The 19,644-nt window shown below is 59.6% G+C and carries 13 protein-coding genes; 7 read left to right on the forward strand and 6 right to left on the reverse strand.

Annotated elements, in window-relative coordinates:
• Positions 1-116: 116 nt before the first annotated feature.
• From pgm to AB4P94_RS22575, 4 genes are all read right to left on the reverse strand, one after another.
• On the reverse strand, positions 117-1,760 hold the full coding sequence (pgm, locus tag AB4P94_RS22560; protein WP_395607536.1) for a phosphoglucomutase (alpha-D-glucose-1,6-bisphosphate-dependent): 1,644 nt from the start codon (positions 1,758-1,760) through the stop codon (positions 117-119).
• A 105-nt stretch (positions 1,761-1,865) separates the two neighbouring features.
• A complete protein-coding gene (locus tag AB4P94_RS22565; RefSeq protein WP_395607537.1) occupies positions 1,866-3,272 on the reverse strand; it encodes a PLP-dependent aminotransferase family protein in 1,407 nt (468 codons plus the stop codon).
• Positions 3,269-4,702 carry a hypothetical protein gene (locus AB4P94_RS22570; protein ID WP_395607538.1) on the reverse strand — a complete coding sequence of 478 codons (1,434 nt, stop codon included), beginning with the start codon at positions 4,700-4,702 and terminating at the stop codon, positions 3,269-3,271. The genes AB4P94_RS22565 and AB4P94_RS22570 overlap by 4 nt, the downstream gene beginning before the upstream one ends.
• Before the next feature lie 702 nt (positions 4,703-5,404).
• Complete coding sequence (locus tag AB4P94_RS22575) at positions 5,405-6,427, reverse strand: zinc-dependent alcohol dehydrogenase family protein (RefSeq protein WP_395607539.1); 1,023 nt, start codon at positions 6,425-6,427, stop codon at positions 5,405-5,407.
• Between the two features lie 247 nt (positions 6,428-6,674).
• On the opposite strand from AB4P94_RS22575, the gene AB4P94_RS22580 reads away from it, so the two are divergent.
• The 3 genes from AB4P94_RS22580 to AB4P94_RS22590 all read left to right on the forward strand — a co-directional run bounded on the left by AB4P94_RS22580 (position 6,675) and on the right by AB4P94_RS22590 (position 9,215).
• Positions 6,675-7,589, forward strand: coding sequence for a LysR substrate-binding domain-containing protein (locus AB4P94_RS22580; protein WP_078742330.1), 915 nt, complete (start codon positions 6,675-6,677; stop codon positions 7,587-7,589).
• Positions 7,590-7,738: 149 nt separating this feature from the next.
• Positions 7,739-8,377 carry a YbhB/YbcL family Raf kinase inhibitor-like protein gene (locus AB4P94_RS22585; RefSeq protein ID WP_395607540.1) on the forward strand — a complete coding sequence of 213 codons (639 nt, stop codon included), beginning with the start codon at positions 7,739-7,741 and terminating at the stop codon, positions 8,375-8,377.
• Positions 8,370-9,215, forward strand: a complete 846-nt coding sequence (locus tag AB4P94_RS22590) for a helix-turn-helix domain-containing protein (RefSeq protein WP_395607541.1) — start codon at positions 8,370-8,372, stop codon at positions 9,213-9,215. Before AB4P94_RS22585 ends, AB4P94_RS22590 begins: the two co-directional genes overlap by 8 nt.
• Positions 9,216-9,280: 65 nt before the next feature.
• Here AB4P94_RS22590 and AB4P94_RS22595 read toward each other — a convergent pair whose 3' ends face one another.
• The gene (locus tag AB4P94_RS22595; RefSeq protein ID WP_395607542.1) at positions 9,281-9,640 is read right to left on the reverse strand and encodes a hypothetical protein; all 360 of its coding nucleotides are present in this window, start codon (positions 9,638-9,640) and stop codon (positions 9,281-9,283) included.
• 353 nt (positions 9,641-9,993) lie between these two features.
• Here AB4P94_RS22595 and mexE point away from each other — a divergent pair, with 353 nt between their 5' ends.
• The 4 genes from mexE to AB4P94_RS22615 all read left to right on the forward strand — a co-directional run bounded on the left by mexE (position 9,994) and on the right by AB4P94_RS22615 (position 18,463).
• Positions 9,994-11,235, forward strand: a complete 1,242-nt coding sequence (gene mexE, locus AB4P94_RS22600; RefSeq protein WP_395607543.1) for a multidrug efflux RND transporter periplasmic adaptor subunit MexE — start codon at positions 9,994-9,996, stop codon at positions 11,233-11,235.
• Between the two features lie 15 nt (positions 11,236-11,250).
• Entirely contained in the window at positions 11,251-14,430 is a 3,180-nt protein-coding gene (locus tag AB4P94_RS22605) for an efflux RND transporter permease subunit (RefSeq protein WP_395607544.1), read from the forward strand.
• Positions 14,427-15,842 (forward strand): efflux transporter outer membrane subunit, encoded by a 1,416-nt coding sequence (locus tag AB4P94_RS22610; protein ID WP_395607545.1) that lies wholly within the window; start codon positions 14,427-14,429, stop codon positions 15,840-15,842. The genes AB4P94_RS22605 and AB4P94_RS22610 overlap by 4 nt, the downstream gene beginning before the upstream one ends.
• Before the next feature lie 239 nt (positions 15,843-16,081).
• Positions 16,082-18,463, forward strand: coding sequence for a hypothetical protein (locus AB4P94_RS22615; protein WP_395607546.1), 2,382 nt, complete (start codon positions 16,082-16,084; stop codon positions 18,461-18,463).
• A gap of 69 nt (positions 18,464-18,532) precedes the next feature.
• Here AB4P94_RS22615 and AB4P94_RS22620 read toward each other — a convergent pair whose 3' ends face one another.
• Complete coding sequence (locus AB4P94_RS22620; protein ID WP_395607547.1) at positions 18,533-19,549, reverse strand: AraC family transcriptional regulator; 1,017 nt, start codon at positions 19,547-19,549, stop codon at positions 18,533-18,535.
• Positions 19,550-19,644 lie beyond the last annotated feature (95 nt).

A 19,644-nucleotide genomic window follows, 5' to 3' on the forward strand; every position in this document is an offset into this window, starting at 1 on the left:
CGCTATCCCAATGTGGGAGCGGGCTTGCTCGCGAATGCGTACTGCCAGTCACTGAATAGGCTGACTGAACCACTGCATTCGCGAGCAAGCCCGCTCCCACACTTTGTTTTGCGGCGTTATTGAGAGATGGCGCCGTCGACCAGCACCTGCGCCTCTTCCACCAATTGCTTGAGGTGATCTTCGCCAATAAAGCTCTCGGCGTAGATCTTGTAGATGTCTTCGGTGCCCGATGGCCGTGCCGCGAACCAGCCGTTTTCAGTCATCACCTTCAAGCCGCCAATCGCCTGGTTGTTGCCCGGCGCATGGCTGAGGATCTGCTGAATGCTTTCGCCGGCCAGTTGGGTGTTGGTGACTTGCTCCGGAGACAGCTTGCCCAGCAGCGCTTTCTGCGCAGGCGTGGCTTTGGCGTCGACACGAATCGCGAACGGTTCGCCCAAAGCGTCGGTCAGGCCACGGTAAATCTGGCTTGGGTCCTGGCCCTTGCGCGAGGTCATTTCGGCGGCGAGCAAGGCCGGGATCAGGCCGTCCTTGTCAGTGCTCCACACGCTGCCGTCTTTGCGCAGGAACGAAGCCCCGGCGCTTTCTTCACCGCCAAAGCCCAGCGAACCTTCAAACAGGCCATCGGCGAACCACTTGAAGCCTACTGGCACTTCGTACAGACGACGCCCGATACGCGCGGCGACGCGGTCGATCAGCCCACTGCTGACCACGGTTTTGCCCACGGCCGCATCGGCGCGCCAGTCAGGACGGTTCTGGAACAGGTAATCGATGGACACCGCCAGGTAGTTGTTCGGCGCCAGCAGGCCGCCGGACGGGGTGACGATGCCGTGGCGATCGTGGTCCGGGTCGCAGGCGAAGGCGACGTCGAAACGCTCCTTGAGGCCGATGAGGCCCTGCATGGCGTAGCTGGAAGACGGGTCCATGCGGATCTGGCCGTCCCAGTCCACGCTCATGAAGCGGAAGGTTGAATCGACCTCGGTATTCACCACGTCCAGGTTCAAGCGGTAATGCTCGGCGATCGCCGACCAGTAGCGCACCCCTGCTCCGCCCAGCGGGTCGACGCCCAGGCGCAAGCCAGCGCTGCGGATGGCGTCCATGTCGATCACGTTGACCAGGTCGGCCACGTAGCTGTTGAGGTAATCATGGCGGTGGGTCGTGTCAGCCTTGAGCGCCTGGGCGTGGGTCACGCGCTTGACGCCGGCCAGCTTGTTGGCCAGCAGTTCGTTGGCTTTGGCTTCGATCCACTTGGTCACGTGGGTGTCGGCCGGGCCGCCGTTTGGCGGGTTGTATTTGTAGCCACCGCTTTGAGGCGGGTTGTGGGACGGCGTGATCACGATGCCGTCCGCCAGGCCGCTGGTGCGACCACGGTTGTAGCAAATGATGGCGTGGGAAATCGCCGGGGTCGGCGTGTACTCGTCGCCTTCGGCCAGCATGACGTGTACACCATTGGCCGCCAGCACTTCCAGGGCGCTGGCACCGGCCGGCGTCGACAACGCATGGGTGTCCAGGCCAACGAATAATGGGCCGTTGATGCCTTGGGCTTCACGGTACAGGCAAATCGCTTGGCTGATGGCAAGCACATGCCATTCGTTGAAGCTCAGCTCGAACGAGCTGCCACGGTGCCCGGAAGTCCCAAAGGCCACGCGCTGGGTGGAGATTGCTGCATCAGGCTGGCCGGTGTAATAGGCCGTGACCAGTCGCGGGATATCCACCAGCAACTGGGCTGGCGCTGGCTTGCCCGCAAAAGGACTGATTGTCATGCATAAACCTCGAAAAGAAGGGTTTGGAAAAAACGACAGTTTACTGAGAGTTGGACTGTTGCGCGACGGTATCGATCCCACATTGCATGGAGAAATTTCATACACTCAGACTATCTGCGCCTGGTGCAGCGCTTCGCTCAAGGTCGCCAGGGCAATCTCCAGATCAGGCTGACCCAGGAATGGATCGCCAATACGCAAGTGCTGGCCGTGCAGGCCGCTGACACTGAACAACTCACCCGGTGCCACGACGATCTGGCGTGCCAGCAAATACTGGAACACCTCGTGCATATCCACCTCATGAACAGCGCCCAGCCAGAAAGTCGCACCACCGGCAGGCATTCGGTAAGTGACCTGCGCGCCCACGTAGCGCTCCAGGCACTGGCTCATTTGCGTTGCCTGTTCCTGGAGCAACTGGCGCAAGGCGCGCAGGTGCCGGTCGATACGCCCGCTGTGATACAGGCGCGCTATCGCCCGCTGGCGAATGGCTGACAAACGGAATGAACGCAGCAGAAACTGACGCTGCAATTCGTTGTTCAAGTGCCGGGACACTACATAACCATAGGGCGCTTCCGGGCCGAGCACTTTCTCGAACGACGAAAATACAACTACGCGCTCAGGGTTCATCAGGTCACGTAACAAGGTATGGGGCGACATGAAACTCAGCTCGCCACAGGTATCGTTTTCCAGCAACCAGCAGCCGTGCAGGTTAAGTAAATGCGTCACTTCCATACGGTCACGCGCCGACATGGCAACACCTGACGGCTGACTCACCGCGGATGACAGCAACACCAGACGCACCGGCATCTCGCGCAGCGTCCTTTCGAGCGCCGACAAGTCCACACTGCCATCCGGCGCCCACCCCCACTCAATGATGTGCACACCGGCATCCTGCAACAACCGCAGTATCAGCCAATCGCAGGGCGACTCGACCACCACCGTAGTCCCCTTGAGGCCCAGCACGTCAATGAGAATATCCAGGACGCCATGCAGGTCGGCGCCGATATAGACGTCATCGGCATGCCAGCAGTGCGTCGGCGACGAGGTATAGCGCGCCGCCAGCGCTGCCCGCAGCTCCCAGACGCCGCAGGGCTGAGACCCTGGCTGCGTTTGACGCGGATACTGGCGTACCAATTCACGCTCCAATCGCAACAGCGTACCGTCCAGTGATGCCAGCAACGTCGGCTCGTCCCCGCTCAGCACCACCATGCCCGGGCGCCGGGACGCCACATAAAGGCGTTCGAGCAAATCCCCACCCGGGCATGCCGAGGCGTTCAGGGCAAGCGGCCACGCGTAATAACCTGACTTCGCTACCGAATACACCCGCCCCTCTTTCTCAAGGAGCGAGTACGCATACTGGATCGTGGAAATGGACACATTCAGGCGCAGGGATAGCTGGCGCAAGGACGGCAGCTTGACTCGGCTGTCAGTACCCACTTCGTTAATCAGGTTGATCATGTAGCGATAGACCGTCTGGTAGGCAAAGCCTGCCTGGCGCGCACCCCGCGGCATCATCGCCCAGACGGCTGGCAGACCATTTCAACAGCGGCCATGGGCCGCCCGCCAGGACGATTACGCCGGCTATTGAAGGGGGCGTGGGCAAGCGGGCGTTTGTGATACAGGTGTTGCAGCAGGGGCAGTGGCAAGCCGCTGGCGTCGTTGAGCCACTGCTGCAGCATCTCGGCGGCAGGCTTGCCCTGCAACACTTTATGCAGTTCAGGCAGAGCGACCAGCATGCCCGGGTGGCACTGGCGCAGGTAGCCTTCAAGCCGTTGACCGTGATGGATGAAAGGTGAAAACAAGAGGCAAATGAGCTGCCCCTCATCCAGCCCGAAGAACTGCTGGGCATAATTGGCTGACAATGCGCGCCCTTCACGACTGACTGCCTGGGTCAACAACGTTGGCGGAGCCTGAAGATGACGCAGGTACGTTTGCGCCTGCATGAAGAGCTCTTCAACGCCCGCTTCATACTCCAGATCCCGCAGGCATTCGGCCTGCAGGCCTCGCAGGTGCGCCGTCAGCGGCACAATGGCGAAGTCGGGTTGGCTCAAATGAAAACCCAGCGGGTCGGGGGCATGCACCATGAATTCGGTGAGTAATGACGCACGTGCGCGGTCATCCCCCTCCAGCAGGTCGGCGATTCCGATATAGGCCAGGTGGCGGTGTGAGCCCGGGCTGACGTCGGTCTTGGGCGCAAAATGCTCGCCGTACAGGTCCTGCTTGATTTCGTCGCTCCAATGGCACATGCGTGCGAACAACCCGTTAAGCGATGAAAGCTTGGCTGTCGGCAGTTCCACGCCTGTCGCTTGAGCAGTCCTTTTCAGCCAGGCGAGAAGCTGGCTTTGCTTACGCACAGAATCGCCACTGACCACCGCGTGCACCCCGCCGTTCCAGGCGGTGACACGCTGGAAGAAATCACCCAGGCTCAGGTAAGTGTCATTGCACAGTGTTGCGCGAATATCCCCCGATGCCAGATGGCCCACCATCAACATGTTGCGCTGGCTGGTCTCGCGCCCGGCGGCGGATGCCGGGCGCTGGTGATTGAAGGGCAGCACTTCATTGTTTTCCACCATCAGTAATTCAACCCGGGGATCGTCGTGAAAGAAGAGCCGGCCGTAACCACGATGGAGCATGTCGAGGGTAGCCTGGGTCATACCGGTGTGGCGCAACGTAGCGACCCGCAACTGGAACGTCCTGGGCGCCCGCCCTGCGATGGTCAATTGGGCTGCACGCAACATCGCCAGCGTGTAGCTGCTGACTTCTCCGCCGCCATGTGCCACCAGTATTTTGTAATCGCCCACCTGCTCCATGCCGCCGGCAGCCACGACAATACGCTGGATCAATAATTGAAGGGCCGTGCGCTCTGCACGGTTGAAATAACCAACCAAGCGTTGCAGAACTTGCTGGTAAACATAATTCATCGCTTGTTCGTGAATAGCGCTCATCATTCGACTACCTGAGTTGTAATATCAGTTTCAAGCAACTGCTGACAGTATTTGCTCGTTATATTGCGCCGGTAAGAATGTCGCTGCGCCACAGTGCGCCAATAATTTAGACACTAGCACTTCGCAACAATCCGACACGGGCTACGGACTGCGCCGCCCCTGATGCGGCGTGCTCCGCTCCAGGCGCAAGGCTATTGCAGCGCCAGCGCCTAGGAAGGTTCCGACAACTTCCTACGGTGCTTTAACTCTAATCTCAAAGATCGCTCCGACAAACAAAATCGCCAAGCTTTGGCATTTGCCTTTTTATTGTTTGAAACTTCTTCTGAACGTATCTGCTTTCTCGTGCGCATACGAATGCAGCATTAAAAGCGCCTGAAGAAACCGGCAACGGTGTTAGAGAGTCAATCATTGCTCAATCCTTGAGATGAAAGTGAAGTCACAATTATCGGGACAGAAATCCTGATTAACAGACACAGAAGTTGGCCAAAAACCAGTTCAGATAAACGTCAGGCGGTCTATGGATGATGCACACACGAAAACGCCGCACTGAAATTCAGGGCGGCGCCAAGGGGAAAGGTACTTTTTACTGGCCGAAACAGCGCCGGCGAACGCCAAGCAGCCTGCAGCTTAAGCCCTGTCAAATGGCGCATTCGCCCCATTTGCCCAGGGTTTGGAATACTCGTTTACGAATATTCCTACACGTCAAACAGCTTCAACCTGCAACGCAACACGCTCACGACACGGGCATTCATCCATATACCGGTGCGCTTCCACGAATTGATTGAACGGAAACACCGTGGTTTTCAGCGGTATGAGCACACGGTCGGCCGTCAGTTGATTGATATCACGCAAGGCGCGCTGCAATGCAACCTGATCCTGGATGATGCCCAGTTCCGGTTTACCGGTAAAGTTACCGATGCAGTGCACAAAGAACTGAATGTTCTTCTGGAACGCTGCACAGGCCGGGAACGGCGTCTGGTTGCCGCCCTGCAAACCGTAGAGCACCAGGCTGCCACGGGGCGCCAATACATCACCGAGCAGCGACATCTGCGGGCCGCCCAAGCCATCGAATACCACGTCAACCCCACGGTTATCGGTGAACTTGTTGATCTGCATCAGCAAGTCCTGCTCTTCCGTGACAATGACTTTTTCCGCCCCCAGCGACAGCAGGTATTCACGTTCGGCGCTGTCTTTGGTTGCAGCAATCACCCGCGCGCCAAGGGCTTTGCCCAATTGCACAAAGGATGGCCCTGCGCAGTGGCTGGCGTCGGTAACCAGTGCAAACTGGCCGGGTTTGACCCTGGCCAGGTCAACGTAGGCAAAGTAAGCAATCAGCAACGGTGTGTAGTGCACACTGGCTTCAATCGGGCTCAAGACATCCGGATACCGGGTCAGGGCCGAACGGGGCAGGACGATCTGCTCGCCATACACCGGATAATCATTGGGGCTCTCGGCCGGAAAACTGGCCACTTTATCGCCCACGGCCAAATCATCCACGCCGTCGCCAAGGGCGACAACCACCCCCGCCATCTCATGGCCAAGGCCGGACGGCAAGCGTGCATGGGAAGACGCCAGGTTCTGGCGCCACAAAATGTCGTACCAGCTGATGCCAATCGCATCGACACGCACCTGCACTTCGCCCGGTGCAGGCTGCGCGGCTGCATGCTCTTCGCACTTGAGCACCTCGGCCGGACCAAACTTGTGAAAACGAATCGTGCGGGACATCGCAAACCTCGTCAAAGTAACCTCTAATGCCATGAACTCTATCTGGGCTTTCCGGGTAAGACCACCGGTCGCCGTTAATAGTCGACATGCCTGTCATTGATTCCGCAACTGAGGAACAGACCTCAAGTGTCGTAGGAAAACTCAATTATCTTGTGCAGAGTACCAGCCTTTCCCCGTAAGATTCATGCTGGTCATCGATTCTACGTGGCCGCTCTCGTCAAGTTTGCTGACTCTTCCAGGACACAAGATGAACCGTAACGACCTGCGTCGTGTCGACCTTAACCTCTTGATCGTATTCGAAACCTTGATGCATGAGCGCAGTGTGACCCGCGCCGCCGAGAAGCTATTCCTCGGCCAGCCGGCCATCAGCGCGGCCCTGTCACGCCTGCGCGGGCTGTTTGATGACCCGCTGTTCGTCCGCACCGGGCGCAGCATGGAGCCGTCTGCGCGTGCGGTGGAAATCTTCGCCCTGCTCTCCCCGGCCCTGGACTCGATTTCCACCGCCGTCAGCCGCGCCGCCGAGTTCGACCCGGCAACCAGCACCGCGGTGTTCCGTATCGGCCTGTCCGACGACGTCGAATTCGCCCTGCTGCCGCAACTGCTCAAACGCCTGCGCGCTGAAGCGCCCGGCATCGTGCTGGTGGTACGCCGCGTCAACTACATCCTGATGCCGGGCTTGCTGGCTTCTGGAGAAATCTCCATCGGCGTCAGCTACACCGCCGACCTGCCGGCCAACGCCAAACGCAAGGTACTGCGCCGCAGCCTGCCGAAACTGTTGCGTGCCGACAGTGTGCCGGGCTCCTTGAGCCTGGATGATTTCTGCGCACGCCCACATGCCCTGGTGTCCTTCGCGGGTGACCTGAGCGGGTTTATTGATGAGGAGCTGGAAAAGCTCGACCGCAAACGCCATGTCGTACTGGCTGTGCCGCAGTTCAACGGCCTCGGCACATTGCTCGCCGGCACCGACATTCTGGCCACCGTGCCGGACTATGCGGCGGACGCACTGACATCTGCAGGTGGTTTGCGTGCTGAAGACCCGCCGTTGCCGGTGCGCTCGTTTGAACTGCACATGGCCTGGCGCGGTTCGCAGGACAATGATCCGGGGGAGCGTTGGTTGCGGTCGCGGATTCAGATGTTTTTTGGCGACCCCGATAGCCTCTGAATAAACCTGCGCGCTCCCCATCAAACCAATGGCCAACCCCCTCGACCCGTATAAATGAGCGAATCGGCAGGCTATTTGATCGGCTGGGTCAAAACGCGAACAGGCCGCCTGCCTAGAATGAGCCCTCACTTATCACGCCGGGCTCGACCATGAAACTGAGCAGCACTGCCTTCGCCGACAACAGCCCCATCCCTGGCGAATACGCCTTCGCCGTCCCCGATGCGGCCAATCACTACGCGCTCTCCAGCAACCGCAACCCCCATCTGGCCTGGGCCGATGTGCCGGCGGGTACGCAGTCATTTGTAGTGGTGTGCCACGACCCGGATGTGCCCAGTGTGGGTGATGACGTGAATCAGGAAGGCAAGCGCGTGGCCTTCGACCTGCCCCGTGTGGACTTTTACCACTGGTTGCTGCTCGATATTCCCGCCGGTGCCCGTGAAATCAGCGCCGGCAGCCACAGCGCGAGCATCACCGCCCATGGCAAAAGCGGCCCGCACACGGTCGGCGGCCTGCGCCATGGCCTGAATGACTACAGCGCCTGGTTCGCGGGCGACCCACAGATGGCCGGCGACTACTTTGGCTACGACGGTCCTTGCCCACCGTGGAACGATGAGCGCCTGCACCACTATATTTTCACACTGTATGCACTGGACGTTGCGCGCCTGGAGGTACAAGGTGCGCTCAATGGCGCCGCCGTGCTGGCCGCGCTGCAAGGCCATGTTCTTGCCCAGGCCAGCCTGGTCGGCACGTATACCCTGGCCCCCGAAGAGCTGCTCAACGTTGACTAAACCGCTCACCGAACTGCCCGCCCAATGGTTGCTGCCATCGGGCGCGCGGCTGCAACCTCAAGGCATGTGCAGCCTTGCCCGGCCGCAGTTGACGCGCGGGCATCAGGCGCGGGACTTTCGATTCTTCGACGCCACGTTGCTGCTGGTGACCTGCGGCACGCTGTTGGTGGAAAATGCTGCCGGGCGCTGGGCGTTGGCGGACGCCTGCAGCCTCATGGCCGTGGCAAAAAACACACAGGTCAACGTGCACAAGGCGCCCGCCCTTGACGGTGCGCCCTACACTGCGTTGTTCCTGACGTTTTCTTCGGCGCTGGTCACTGAGTTCCATCAGCGCTACGGCCACCTGCCAACCTCTTCATCTGCCGTCGAAACCTGCAAGCAAGCTGCGCTGGATGACGAGCTCAATGACTCCTTGCAATTCTGTATTCGCGGTATCGAGTCACCTGACGTCTCGGCGTTGCAGCAGACCCACCGCGCGCTGGGCTTGCTCCTGGCCTTGCACGAACGCGGCGTTGTCTACCCGCGCCCCTCTCCGGCAGGCCTGGCAGAGCGCTTGACCCAACTATTGGCCAAGACGCCCGAGCACCCCTGGACGGCCGCACTTGCGGGTCGCGAGTTGGCGGTCAGTGAAGCCACGCTGCGTCGCCGGCTGGCGGGTGAAGGGGTCAGTTTCAGCACATTGCTGACGGAGATCCGTATGCACCACGCGATGATGTTGTTGCAGACGACCCACCTTGGGGTCTCGCAGATTGCGGATGCCTGCGGGTATCGGGCGTTGTCGAGGTTTTCGATGCGGTTCAGGCGCCGGTTCGGGCTGTCGGTGCAGGATATGCGGTGAGCATAGAGGCGGTCCTTGAAAAGGGCGCGGGCCAGCCCTCTTGTCCCCCATGTCTTGAGCCCCCGCTAACCCTCGCGGGAGACCTGGCTTACCCAGTCCTCTCTAAGCCCCACCAAAATATTCAACACATTGGAGTAAGCCAGAAACGGCACAGACAGCGGCACATTGGATGATTCAAACCTCACCTCCAAAGGCAGGTAAAAATCCAGCTTGCCTGAGCGACCCGCCTGCGAAAACAACGGCGCATTCAAGTGGCTGGTGACACTGAAAACATCAACAAAGAGAATCCTGGACAGTGGTTCTCTTCCTCCAACGGCAAACCCGTCGATATAGATGTCCAACTGTCCATCTTCCAGGTCGGTGGAAAATACGACCTGCCCTTCTTCCGCATCAGGATGAAAGCGCCCACGGCCCGCCGCTTCCATGAGATTCATCCTTCTTACAAGAGACCGCCGAATCTTCATTTTCCAGTTCCCTTTAACACGCGCTTAAGCCATGTTGGACAGCACAGCGGCCCTTATCAACCCTAACAGGTCAACCCCAAACAGGCGGGCAGCCCGCCCATGCCTCGCAGAGCGGGCAACGTTCTTTGCCGTGCGCGCAACAGTCTATTGTCATCACGCCCATTGATAGCCCCCTAACGAAACCCCCATGCTAGAGGGCTAATCTCGCGCTTATATCATTCCGAATGATAGTTACCTTTGTTTCATTCGATTCGTGACATAGCACATCGCCGCGCATGATCCGCCCATCTCAAATACATTGGCGGATGCACCTCATGGAACAGTCACTCAAACATTTGCGCTTCCCCCTGGCGATATTGGCCGTGGTGGTGATGAGCGCATGCGGCAAAGCCCCGGAGCAAGCGGCCGCCATGCCCCCTGCGAAAGTCAGCGTGGCCAAGGTGCTTGAACAACCGGTCAACGAGTGGGACGAATTCACCGGTCGCCTGGAAGCTCCGGAAACCGTGCAGATTCGTCCGCGCGTGTCGGGCCAGATCGATCAGGTGGCCTTCACCGAAGGTGCCCTGGTGAAGAAAGGCGACCTGTTGTTCCAGATCGACCCGCGCCCGTTCCAAGCTGAAGTGCGCCGCCTCGAAGCCCAGCTCTCCCAGACCAAAGCCGCCGCCAGCCGCAGCGATAATGAAGCGCAACGTGGCGAGCGCCTGCGTCAGAGCAACGCGATCTCCGCCGAACTGGCCGATTCGCGTACCACCGCCGCCCAGGAAGCCCGCGCGGCTGTCGCCGGGATCCAGGCGCAACTGGACCTGGCCAAGTTGAACCTGAGCTTCACCCGCGTAACGTCGCCGATCAGCGGCCGTGTCAGCCGTGCCGAAATCACCGCCGGCAACCTGGTGACCGCCGACACAACCCCGCTGACCAGTGTGGTCTCAACCGACAAGGTCTACGCCTACTTCGACGCCGATGAGCGCGTGTACCTCAAGTACACCGAGCTGGCGCGTGAAGGCCGCCGTGGCGCAACCACCCCGGTGTACCTGGGCCTGTCCAACGAAACCGGCAACCCGCACCTGGGCCAGATGAACTTTGTCGACAACCAGGTCAACCCGGCCACCGGCACCATCCGTGGTCGCGCCGTGTTCGATAACAGCAAGGGCGAGTACACCCCGGGCCTGTATGCACGCCTCAAACTGGTCGGCAGCGGCACCTACTCCGCCGTGCTGATCAACGACGAAGCGGTCGGCACCGACCTGGGCAAGAAGTTCGTGCTGGTGATGGACGGCGACAAGCCGGCTTATCGCGCGGTGGAACTGGGGCCGAAGATCGAAGGCCTGCGCATCGTGCGCAGCGGCTTGAACAAGGACGACACCATCGTCGTGAAGGGCTTGCAGCGCATTCGCCCGGGGTCGCCGGTTGCACCGGAAACCATCCCGATGGCCAGCAAGGAAACCCTCGCCGCCTTGGCACAACAACGACAAGCGCTTGAAGCCAGCAACCTGGAGCAAGTGGCGCCGGAAAAAACCGCGCCCAAGCTCGCAGCCGTTGCGACTCCACGCGGTTAAGGGATACGACTCAAGATGAATTTTTCCAAGTTCTTCATTTCGCGGCCGATCTTCGCAGCGGTGCTCTCGCTGCTGATCCTGATCGCCGGTGCGATCTCGCTGTTCAAGCTGCCGATCAGCGAATACCCGGAAGTGGTGCCGCCGACCGTGGTGGTGCGTGCCAACTTCCCGGGCGCCAACCCCAAAGTCATCGGTGAAACCGTGGCTGCCCCTTTGGAGCAGGCCATCACCGGCGTCGAAAACATGCTGTACATGTCTTCGCAGTCGACCGCCGATGGCAAGCTGACCCTCACTATTACCTTCGCCCTGGGGACTGACCTGGACAACGCGCAGGTGCAGGTGCAGAACCGTGTGACACGGACTCAGCCGAAACTGCCTGAGGAAGTGACGCGCATCGGTATTACCGTGGACAAGGCCTCCCCCGACCTGACCATGGTGGTGCACTTGACCTCCCCGGACAAGCGTTACGACATGCTCTACCTGTCCAACTATGCCTTGCTCAACGTCAAAGACGAGCTGGCGCGTTTGGGCGGCGTGGGTGATGTACAGCTGTTCGGCATGGGCGATTACTCCCTGCGTGTATGGCTGGACCCGAACAAGACCGCTTCACGCAACCTGACCGCCACCGATGTGGTGAACGCGATCCGCGAGCAGAACCGCCAAGTGGCGGCCGGTGCCTTGGGTGCACAACCTGCACCGAATGCCACCAGCTTCCAATTGTCGATCAACACCCAGGGCCGTCTGGTCACTGAGGAAGAGTTCGAGAACATCATCATTCGCTCCGGCGACAACGGTGAAATCACGCGCCTCAAAGACATCGCACGGGTGGAACTGGGCTCCAGCCAGTACGCCTTGCGCTCGTTGCTCAACAACCAGCCGGCCGTAGCGATCCCGATCTTCCAGCGCCCGGGTTCCAACGCCATCGAGATCTCCAACGAAGTACGCGACAAGATGGCGGAGCTGAAAAAGAGCTTCCCGGAAGGCATGGACTTCAGCATCGTCTATGACCCAACCATCTTCGTGCGCGGCTCCATCGAAGCGGTTGTTCACACCCTGTTCGAAGCGTTGATCCTCGTAGTACTGGTAGTAATCCTGTTCCTGCAAACCTGGCGCGCCTCGATCATTCCATTGGTGGCGGTACCGGTATCCTTGATCGGTACGTTTGCGGTGATGCACCTGTTTGGCTTCTCGCTCAACGCGCTGTCGCTGTTCGGCCTGGTACTGGCGATCGGTATCGTGGTGGACGACGCCATCGTGGTGGTGGAAAACGTCGAGCGGAATATCGAACTGGGTCTGGAACCGTTCCCGGCCACTGAAAAGGCCATGAGCGAAGTGACCGGCCCGATCATTGCCACGGCCCTGGTGCTGTGTGCGGTGTTCATCCCGGCTGCGTTCATCAGCGGCTTGACCGGGCAGTTCTACAAACAGTTCGCCTTGACCATTGCGATCTCGACGGTGATTTCGGCCTTCAACTCGCTGACCTTGTCCCCTGCTCTGGCGGCGGTATTGCTCAAGGGCCACGATGCACCGAAGGATGGCTTCTCGCGCTTCCTCGACAAGTTGCTGGGTGGCTGGTTGTTCCGCCCGTTCAACCGCTTCTTCGTCAAAGCCAGCCACGGTTACGTCGGCACCGTTCGCCGAGTGATTCGCGGCAGTGGTATCGCGCTGTTCCTGTACGCCGGCCTGATGGTCCTGACCTGGCTGGGCTTTGCCCAAACGCCAACCGGTTTCGTACCGGCCCAGGACAAGCAATACCTGGTGGCCTTCGCCCAATTGCCGGACGCCGCGAGCCTGGACCGCACCGAAGACGTGATCAAGCGCATGTCCGACATCGCGCTGAAGCAACCGGGCGTAGAAAGCGCCGTCGCATTCCCGGGCCTGTCGATCAACGGTTTCACCAACAGCCCGAACAGCGGCATCGTGTTCGTGACCTTGAAGCCATTCGACGAGCGTAAAGACCCGAGCATGTCCGCCGGTGCGATTGCCGGTGCACTCAACGGCAAATACAGCAGCATCCAGGAAGCCTACATGGCGATCTTCCCACCGCCGCCGGTACAGGGCCTGGGTACGATCGGTGGTTTCCGCCTGCAGATCGAAGACCGTGGCAACCTGGGTTACGACGAGCTGTACAAAGAAACCCAGAACATCATCACCAAGAGCCGTACCACACCTGAGTTGTTTGGCCTGTTCACCAGCTACACGGTCAACGTGCCGCAGGTCGATGCTGCCATCGACCGCGAAAAGGCCAAGACCCACGGCGTGGCGATCAGCGACATCTTCGACACCCTGCAGATCTACCTGGGTTCGCTGTATGCCAACGACTTCAACCGCTTTGGCCGCACCTACCAGGTCAACGTTCAAGCTGAACAGCAGTTCCGCCTCGATGAAGACCAGATCGGCCAGCTGAAAGTGCGCAACAACAAAGGCGAGATGATCCCGTTGGCGACCTTCATCAAGGTCAGCGACACCTCAGGGCCAGACCGCGTAATGCACTACAACGGCTTTATCACCGCAGAAATCAACGGCAACGCCGCACCGGGCTACAGCTCGGGCCAGGCTCAGGCCGCGATTGAAAAACTGCTGAAAGACGAACTGCCCAACGGCATGACCTACGAGTGGACTGACCTGACGTATCAGCAAATCCTCTCGGGCAACACTGCGCTGTTCGTGTTCCCGCTCTGCGTACTGCTGGCGTTCCTGGTACTGGCCGCCCAATACGAAAGCTGGAGCCTGCCACTGGCGGTGATCCTGATCGTACCGATGACGCTGCTGTCGGCCATCACCGGGGTGATCATCTCGGGCGGCGACAACAACATCTTCACCCAGATCGGCTTGATCGTACTGGTGGGCCTGGCCTGTAAGAACGCGATTCTGATCGTCGAGTTCGCCAAGGATAAACAGCAGGAAGGCCTCGACCCGCTCGCTGCGGTACTGGAAGCCTGCCGTCTGCGTCTGCGGCCGATCCTGATGACCTCGTTCGCCTTCATCATGGGTGTGGTGCCACTGGTGTTGTCCAGCGGTGCCGGTGCCGAGATGCGTCATGCCATGGGTGTGGCGGTGTTCTCCGGGATGATCGGTGTGACCTTCTTCGGCCTGTTGCTGACGCCAGTGTTCTACGTACTGATCCGTCGCTATGTCGAGCGCAGCGAAGCGCGCAAAGCGGCCAAGGCCTTGAAGCTGGAGACACAGCAATGAGCGTAAAAGTATTCCTGCCGAGCTTGCTGGTACTGGCGTTGAGCGCCTGTGCCGTGGGCCCGGACTACAAAACCGAAAAACTGGAGGCGGCCAACATCACGGCCGCCGCCGACACCAAAAGCTACGACCATGCCAAGTACGAAGGCATCTGGTGGCAGCAGTTTGACGACCCGACCCTTAACCAGCTGGTCACCCAGTCGCTGCAAGGTAACCGTGATTTGCGTGTCGCTTTTGCCCGCTTGCGGGCAGCCCGCGCCATCCGTGACGACGTGGCCACCGACATCATGCCAGTGGTCACCACTCGCGCCAGCAGCGACGTGGGCAAGGGCCAGATCCCGGGCCAGACCACTAAACGTGTGAACAGCGAACGCTACGACCTGGGCCTGGACATGGCCTGGGAAGTCGACTTGTTCGGCCGTATCCGCCGCAACCTGGAAGCCAGCGACGCTGACCAACAAGTCGCCGAAGCCGATCTGTACCAACTGCAAGTCACCATGATTGCCGAACTGGTGGACGCCTACGGCCAACTGCGCGGCGCTCAACTGCGTGAACGCATCGCCCTGGACAACCTGAAGAACCAGCAGGAATCGCGCACTATCACCGTCAGCCTGCGGGATGCCGGCGTGGGTGATCAGCTTGACGTTGAACGCGCCGATGCACGCTTGGCCGCCGTTGAAGCCAGCGTGCCGCAACTGCAAGCCGAACAAGTGCGCGAGCGTAACCGCATCGCCACCCTCCTCGGCCAGCGCCCTGACAAACTGACCGTGGACCTGAGCCCCAAAGACCTGCCGGCGATTGCCAAGGCGTTGCCGATTGGCGACCCGGGGCAACTGCTGCAACGGCGCCCGGACATCCTCAGCGCCGAGCGCAAACTCGCCGCCGCCACCGCGCGGATCGGCGTGGCCAAGGCCGACCTGTTCCCACGGGTCAGCCTCAGCGGGTTCCTCGGCTTTACCGCCGGGCGTGGTTCTCAGATTGGTTCTGCAGCGGCGAATGCCTGGTCTTTGGGCCCGAGCATTACCTGGGCAGCGTTTGACCTGGGCAGCGTGCGTGCGCGGTTGCGTGGCGCCAACGCAGAAGCTGACGGCGCTTTAGCGACTTATGAGCAGCAAGTGCTGCTGGCGCTGGAAGAATCGGAAAATGCTTTCAGTGATTACGGTAAACGCCAGCAGCGTCTGGTTTCGCTGATCCGTCAGAGTGAGTCCAGCCGTGCGGCGGCTGATCTGGCGGCGATTCGTTATCGCGAAGGGACGGTGGATTTCCTGGTGCTGCTTGACGCGCAGCGTGAGCGCCTGGCCGCCGAAGATTCGCAGGCCCAGGCCGAAGTGGATTTGTATCGTGGCATCGTCGCGATCTACAAGGCGCTGGGCGGTGGCTGGCAGCCGGACACCGTGGTGGCCAGCGCCAAGTGATGTAAAGAGCTCCTTTGGTTGGTCGCATCCAGCCAATTTTTAGCCCTGCGGTCCATTCGGTCGCGGGGCTTTTTTTCGCCCGCTCAAATCATTCGAACACCCACCGCTTGACTGGCTGCTGATGCTTGCCATTCATCGCCACTGTCAATTCTGACAGTAGATCCAACCCCTGCCCCAAGCGTTTGATTCACCTTACCCGACGCGCGGTGTCCGCGCGCTCACTCAGCAAGGTGATGATGATGACAACGCCAACCAGCCCCGGAGCTGACGTAAGCCTGGATTCGCCCGAAGCGAGCTTTGAAACCCAACTGGGAAGCACCCCTCCAACCCCTGAAGTGGCTGACAAGGGGGAGGGCATACGCGGGTTGGAGCCTGACGCCTGGTTCTGGCTCGAAGCGTGGTTTCGTATCGCGATCGGCGATGAATATTCTATGTTCGTCAATGGCAGAGAAGTTGCCAAAAATAAAGTTGGGAGCCTGACAAATCGTTATTCCCTAAGGGTTGCCTCAAGCGACATGCCGAACGGTGTGGTGACTACCTACGCGATGGTCAAGCGCATCGGTAGTGGGCAGCTCAGCTTCTCGCCCCTCGTAACGTATCTGAACAAGAGAGACACACCGGGTGGTATTGACCGCATCGTTGATGACCGGGGCCACAGCGGTTTGACTGTGGTGGCTGAAAATCTGCCGCAATTCTCGTCGATTGGTCGCGATGTGTTAACAAACGGGCTATGGGCCCTGATTTCCGCCTATGCGAATCGAAGGGTAAACGACAGGATTACAACGTTCTTCGCAGGGGTGCCCACCTACAAGACATTGACGCCTGCAGACATCGCCGGGCCCTGGCCGCTTCGCATGTTCATCCCCCCATCGGTGATCGCGCAGGCCGCGGACGTCGAAGAACCCGTGCTTATTACCACAGTAATTGATGTCGTCAACAACACCCCCGCCGGGCCGGATAAGTTCTCCGCACCTTACATCTTGTACAACAGCCTGATTCCAGGGCTGTTTTTACCTCCACTGTTGCTGATCAACAATCTGGACGTAGATCGAGTGAATTGGGCGATCCACGGCACTCTGCTCTTTAGCATCGAGGCGGTACCTGATCGCGCAATACGGCCCGGCCAAGGCAACCAAATTGTGGTAACGGCTATCCTCACCGACTTGAACAATAAGAAGCAGACGGTGCGCTTGCCGGCAAAGGCTCATCAGAACGTGCGCGGCGAGATTATAGATGCGACTGCGCTCAAGAGCTCGCTCCTTCAACTGGCTCAGAACGGTGGGGGGTTTCTTGCCATCTCGTTCGAGTTACTCGACTCCACTGGAAGACAGATTGGAAGATCGGGACGCAATTCGTATCCGATATTGGCCGTGCAGTTGCCGACGACCTATCCGGCGCCAGAATTCAACAATGTGGCAGGGCCTCAAACAGTCAACACGCAGAACTATCCGAATGGGGCCAACGTGAGAGTGGCGTTCGCCAATATGAATGCTGCGCAAACGATCAGGCTCAGTGCGGTCCTTGCAAATGGCAGCTCAGTCGTTTTGGGCACGGTGACTGGGTCGAGCACCGGCGCTGTGTCTTTGCTCTTCAGCGCGCAGCTTCTCACCCAAGCCGCCGGCCAACTGGTCAAGCTGATTTATGAGGTGACGGAGGGAGGCATTACAACACCATCGCTTGCTCAGGAGCTGACCGTTCAAGCACAGAGCGGTGGAGTGAGCCCGACGGTTGCCGTGGGCTTGGGGCCGCACGCCATCAGCGTCACTCGAGATGGGCAAAAGGCCTTTGTACCTTGCCGGGACAGCAATTCGATTTCAGTGCTTGATACCCTCACGAGGCGGGTCATCACGACCATTTTCGGGGTGTCGTCACCTTTTGGATCGGTATTGAGCCCGGATGATAGCCGCTTGTATGTCGGCAGTTTTCTTGGCGGGTGTTACTACGTTATCAGTACAACGACCTACCAGATACTCAAGACCGTTCCGCTCACGGGCGGCGGCAATGTATCGGCGCTCGCACTCACCGAAGATGGTGCGCGATTGTTTGTGGCCTGCACCAACACTGGCGTCGTGCATGTCTATGAAACGGCAATGAATACCAACATTAACCGTATTCCCACGGCCAGTGCGCCCTTTGGTTTGACGGTCAACCCGGAGCAGACCCAGGTCTGGATCGCCTTTCAATCGGCGGTGGGGATTATCAATGCCAATGGCTATGGCGGCCTGTTGGCAAAAATCCCGGGGGTCGGTAGAACGGTGCATATCGCGTTTAATCCGGGTAACCTGCCTGTCGCTCGCGCCTATGTTGCTGACGAGAGTGGTATTTCCGTGGTCAACCCTCTGACAAACGCCATTGTCGGCAACAAGATAATGGTCCCTAACGCTTGGGGCCTTGCGCTAAATACGAATGCTCCAGAACTCTGGGTGTCAGGCAGTGACCCGGGAGCAGTAGGCGCATCGGCCTATCGCAGTTCGGTTTACGTTATCGACACCAATACGCTGCAAGTCACCAAACGCCACACGGGCTTCGGCAACGCGGCAAATATGGCCTTTGTGCCCAATTCACGGGTGGCGCTTGTCGCCAACCAAGCGACAGGGCAAGTGAGCTTTGTTCCAACATAAGGGCCAAACCTGAAAGGTTGACGGGACAGCACCATTAACCCTGGGCTGTCCCTTTTTTTGCCCGAATGTTCACCCGGCCTCGTTGAGAATCAAACTGCGGTAATGCCCCGGATTCGACCCCGACCACTTACGAAACGCCTTGTAAAACGAACTGGCATCGGCAAACCCCAAGCGCGCCGCGATCTCGGCAAAGCTAATGTGCGGTTCCGCCAGCCACACAATCGCCAACTCCTTGCGCACGCTGTCCTTGAGCCCCTGATAGGTCTGCCCTTCCTCGGCCAACCGGCGACGCAACGTCGACGCGGAAATGCATAAGGAGGCCGCGAGCCCCTCGGTTTCCGGCCAGGTCTCGGCCGGCAGTTGGCGCAAATCGTGTTTGATCCGCGTTGCCAGGCTTTGCGGGTCGCGGTACTTCACCAGAATATTGGCCGGTGCCTGCGCCAGAAACCGCTTGAGTTCATTGGCACTGCGCTTGATCGGCACGTCCAGGCAATCGGCAGAAAAGATCATTCGCGTACGCGCACGATCAAAGCGCAGGTTGTCGGAAAACATCACCCGGTAGTCATCACAGAAATCCGGCTGCGGGCAGCGCAGCTCAATGGCGAGAATCGGAATGCGCCGCCCTGCCAGCCAGCACGCCACGCCGTGAACAATCATCCAGTAGGCAAAGTAGGTGAATGCGCGCCGGGGCGGCACCTCGGGCTCCAGCAGCACGATTTCCGCCAGGCTCTGCTGGCGTACCAGTTGTGCAGGCAGCTGGTCGAGCATTAATGACATAAACTGCAGGCCCGTTTGAAGGCTGGCGCCCAGATTCGGCTGGGCCATGGCGCTATGACACAGAAACTCGAAGCTACCGGACTTGAGCTTGCGCGGGTCCATGCCGAAAAACTCATCGTCCAGGCGCCGGGCGAGCAGACGCCACAAACGCGCATACGCCGTGGCCGGTACGCGGCCATGGGGCTGCGCCAGCAACGCCGGATCGATGCCGGCCTTGCTCAGGGCTTCAAGTGTCGGAGCGCCGGGCGCGCAGCTCTGCAACAGGGCTTCGCGCACCAAGTGGATGGAAATGGTGTCTTTTTCCGCCATGGGAAGTCGGCTATTGAGCTCTACATAAACATGGCATGCATCATAAGGGCGGTTGCGATTCGCCACCACCGTTCAGCAGCAGTTCAGCAAAGGTC

This window comes from Pseudomonas sp. B22129 (assembly GCF_044218875.1).
GTDB lineage: Bacteria > Pseudomonadota > Gammaproteobacteria > Pseudomonadales > Pseudomonadaceae > Aquipseudomonas.

What these genes read in the sequence shown, in the direction of transcription:
- pgm (WP_395607536.1), bottom strand. Translation starts at nt 1,760, where the DNA reads ATGACAATCAGTCCTTTTGCGGGCAAGCCAGCGCCAGCCCAGTTGCTG.
- AB4P94_RS22565 (WP_395607537.1), bottom strand. Translation starts at nt 3,272, where the DNA reads ATGATGCCGCGGGGTGCGCGCCAGGCAGGCTTTGCCTACCAGACGGTC.
- AB4P94_RS22570 (WP_395607538.1), bottom strand. Translation starts at nt 4,702, where the DNA reads ATGAGCGCTATTCACGAACAAGCGATGAATTATGTTTACCAGCAAGTT.
- AB4P94_RS22575 (WP_395607539.1), bottom strand. Translation starts at nt 6,427, where the DNA reads ATGTCCCGCACGATTCGTTTTCACAAGTTTGGTCCGGCCGAGGTGCTC.
- AB4P94_RS22580 (WP_078742330.1), top strand. Translation starts at nt 6,675, where the DNA reads ATGAACCGTAACGACCTGCGTCGTGTCGACCTTAACCTCTTGATCGTA.
- AB4P94_RS22585 (WP_395607540.1), top strand. Translation starts at nt 7,739, where the DNA reads ATGAAACTGAGCAGCACTGCCTTCGCCGACAACAGCCCCATCCCTGGC.
- AB4P94_RS22595 (WP_395607542.1), bottom strand. Translation starts at nt 9,640, where the DNA reads ATGGAAGCGGCGGGCCGTGGGCGCTTTCATCCTGATGCGGAAGAAGGG.
- mexE (WP_395607543.1), top strand. Translation starts at nt 9,994, where the DNA reads ATGGAACAGTCACTCAAACATTTGCGCTTCCCCCTGGCGATATTGGCC.
- AB4P94_RS22605 (WP_395607544.1), top strand. Translation starts at nt 11,251, where the DNA reads ATGAATTTTTCCAAGTTCTTCATTTCGCGGCCGATCTTCGCAGCGGTG.
- AB4P94_RS22610 (WP_395607545.1), top strand. Translation starts at nt 14,427, where the DNA reads ATGAGCGTAAAAGTATTCCTGCCGAGCTTGCTGGTACTGGCGTTGAGC.
- AB4P94_RS22615 (WP_395607546.1), top strand. Translation starts at nt 16,082, where the DNA reads ATGACAACGCCAACCAGCCCCGGAGCTGACGTAAGCCTGGATTCGCCC.
- AB4P94_RS22620 (WP_395607547.1), bottom strand. Translation starts at nt 19,549, where the DNA reads ATGGCGGAAAAAGACACCATTTCCATCCACTTGGTGCGCGAAGCCCTG.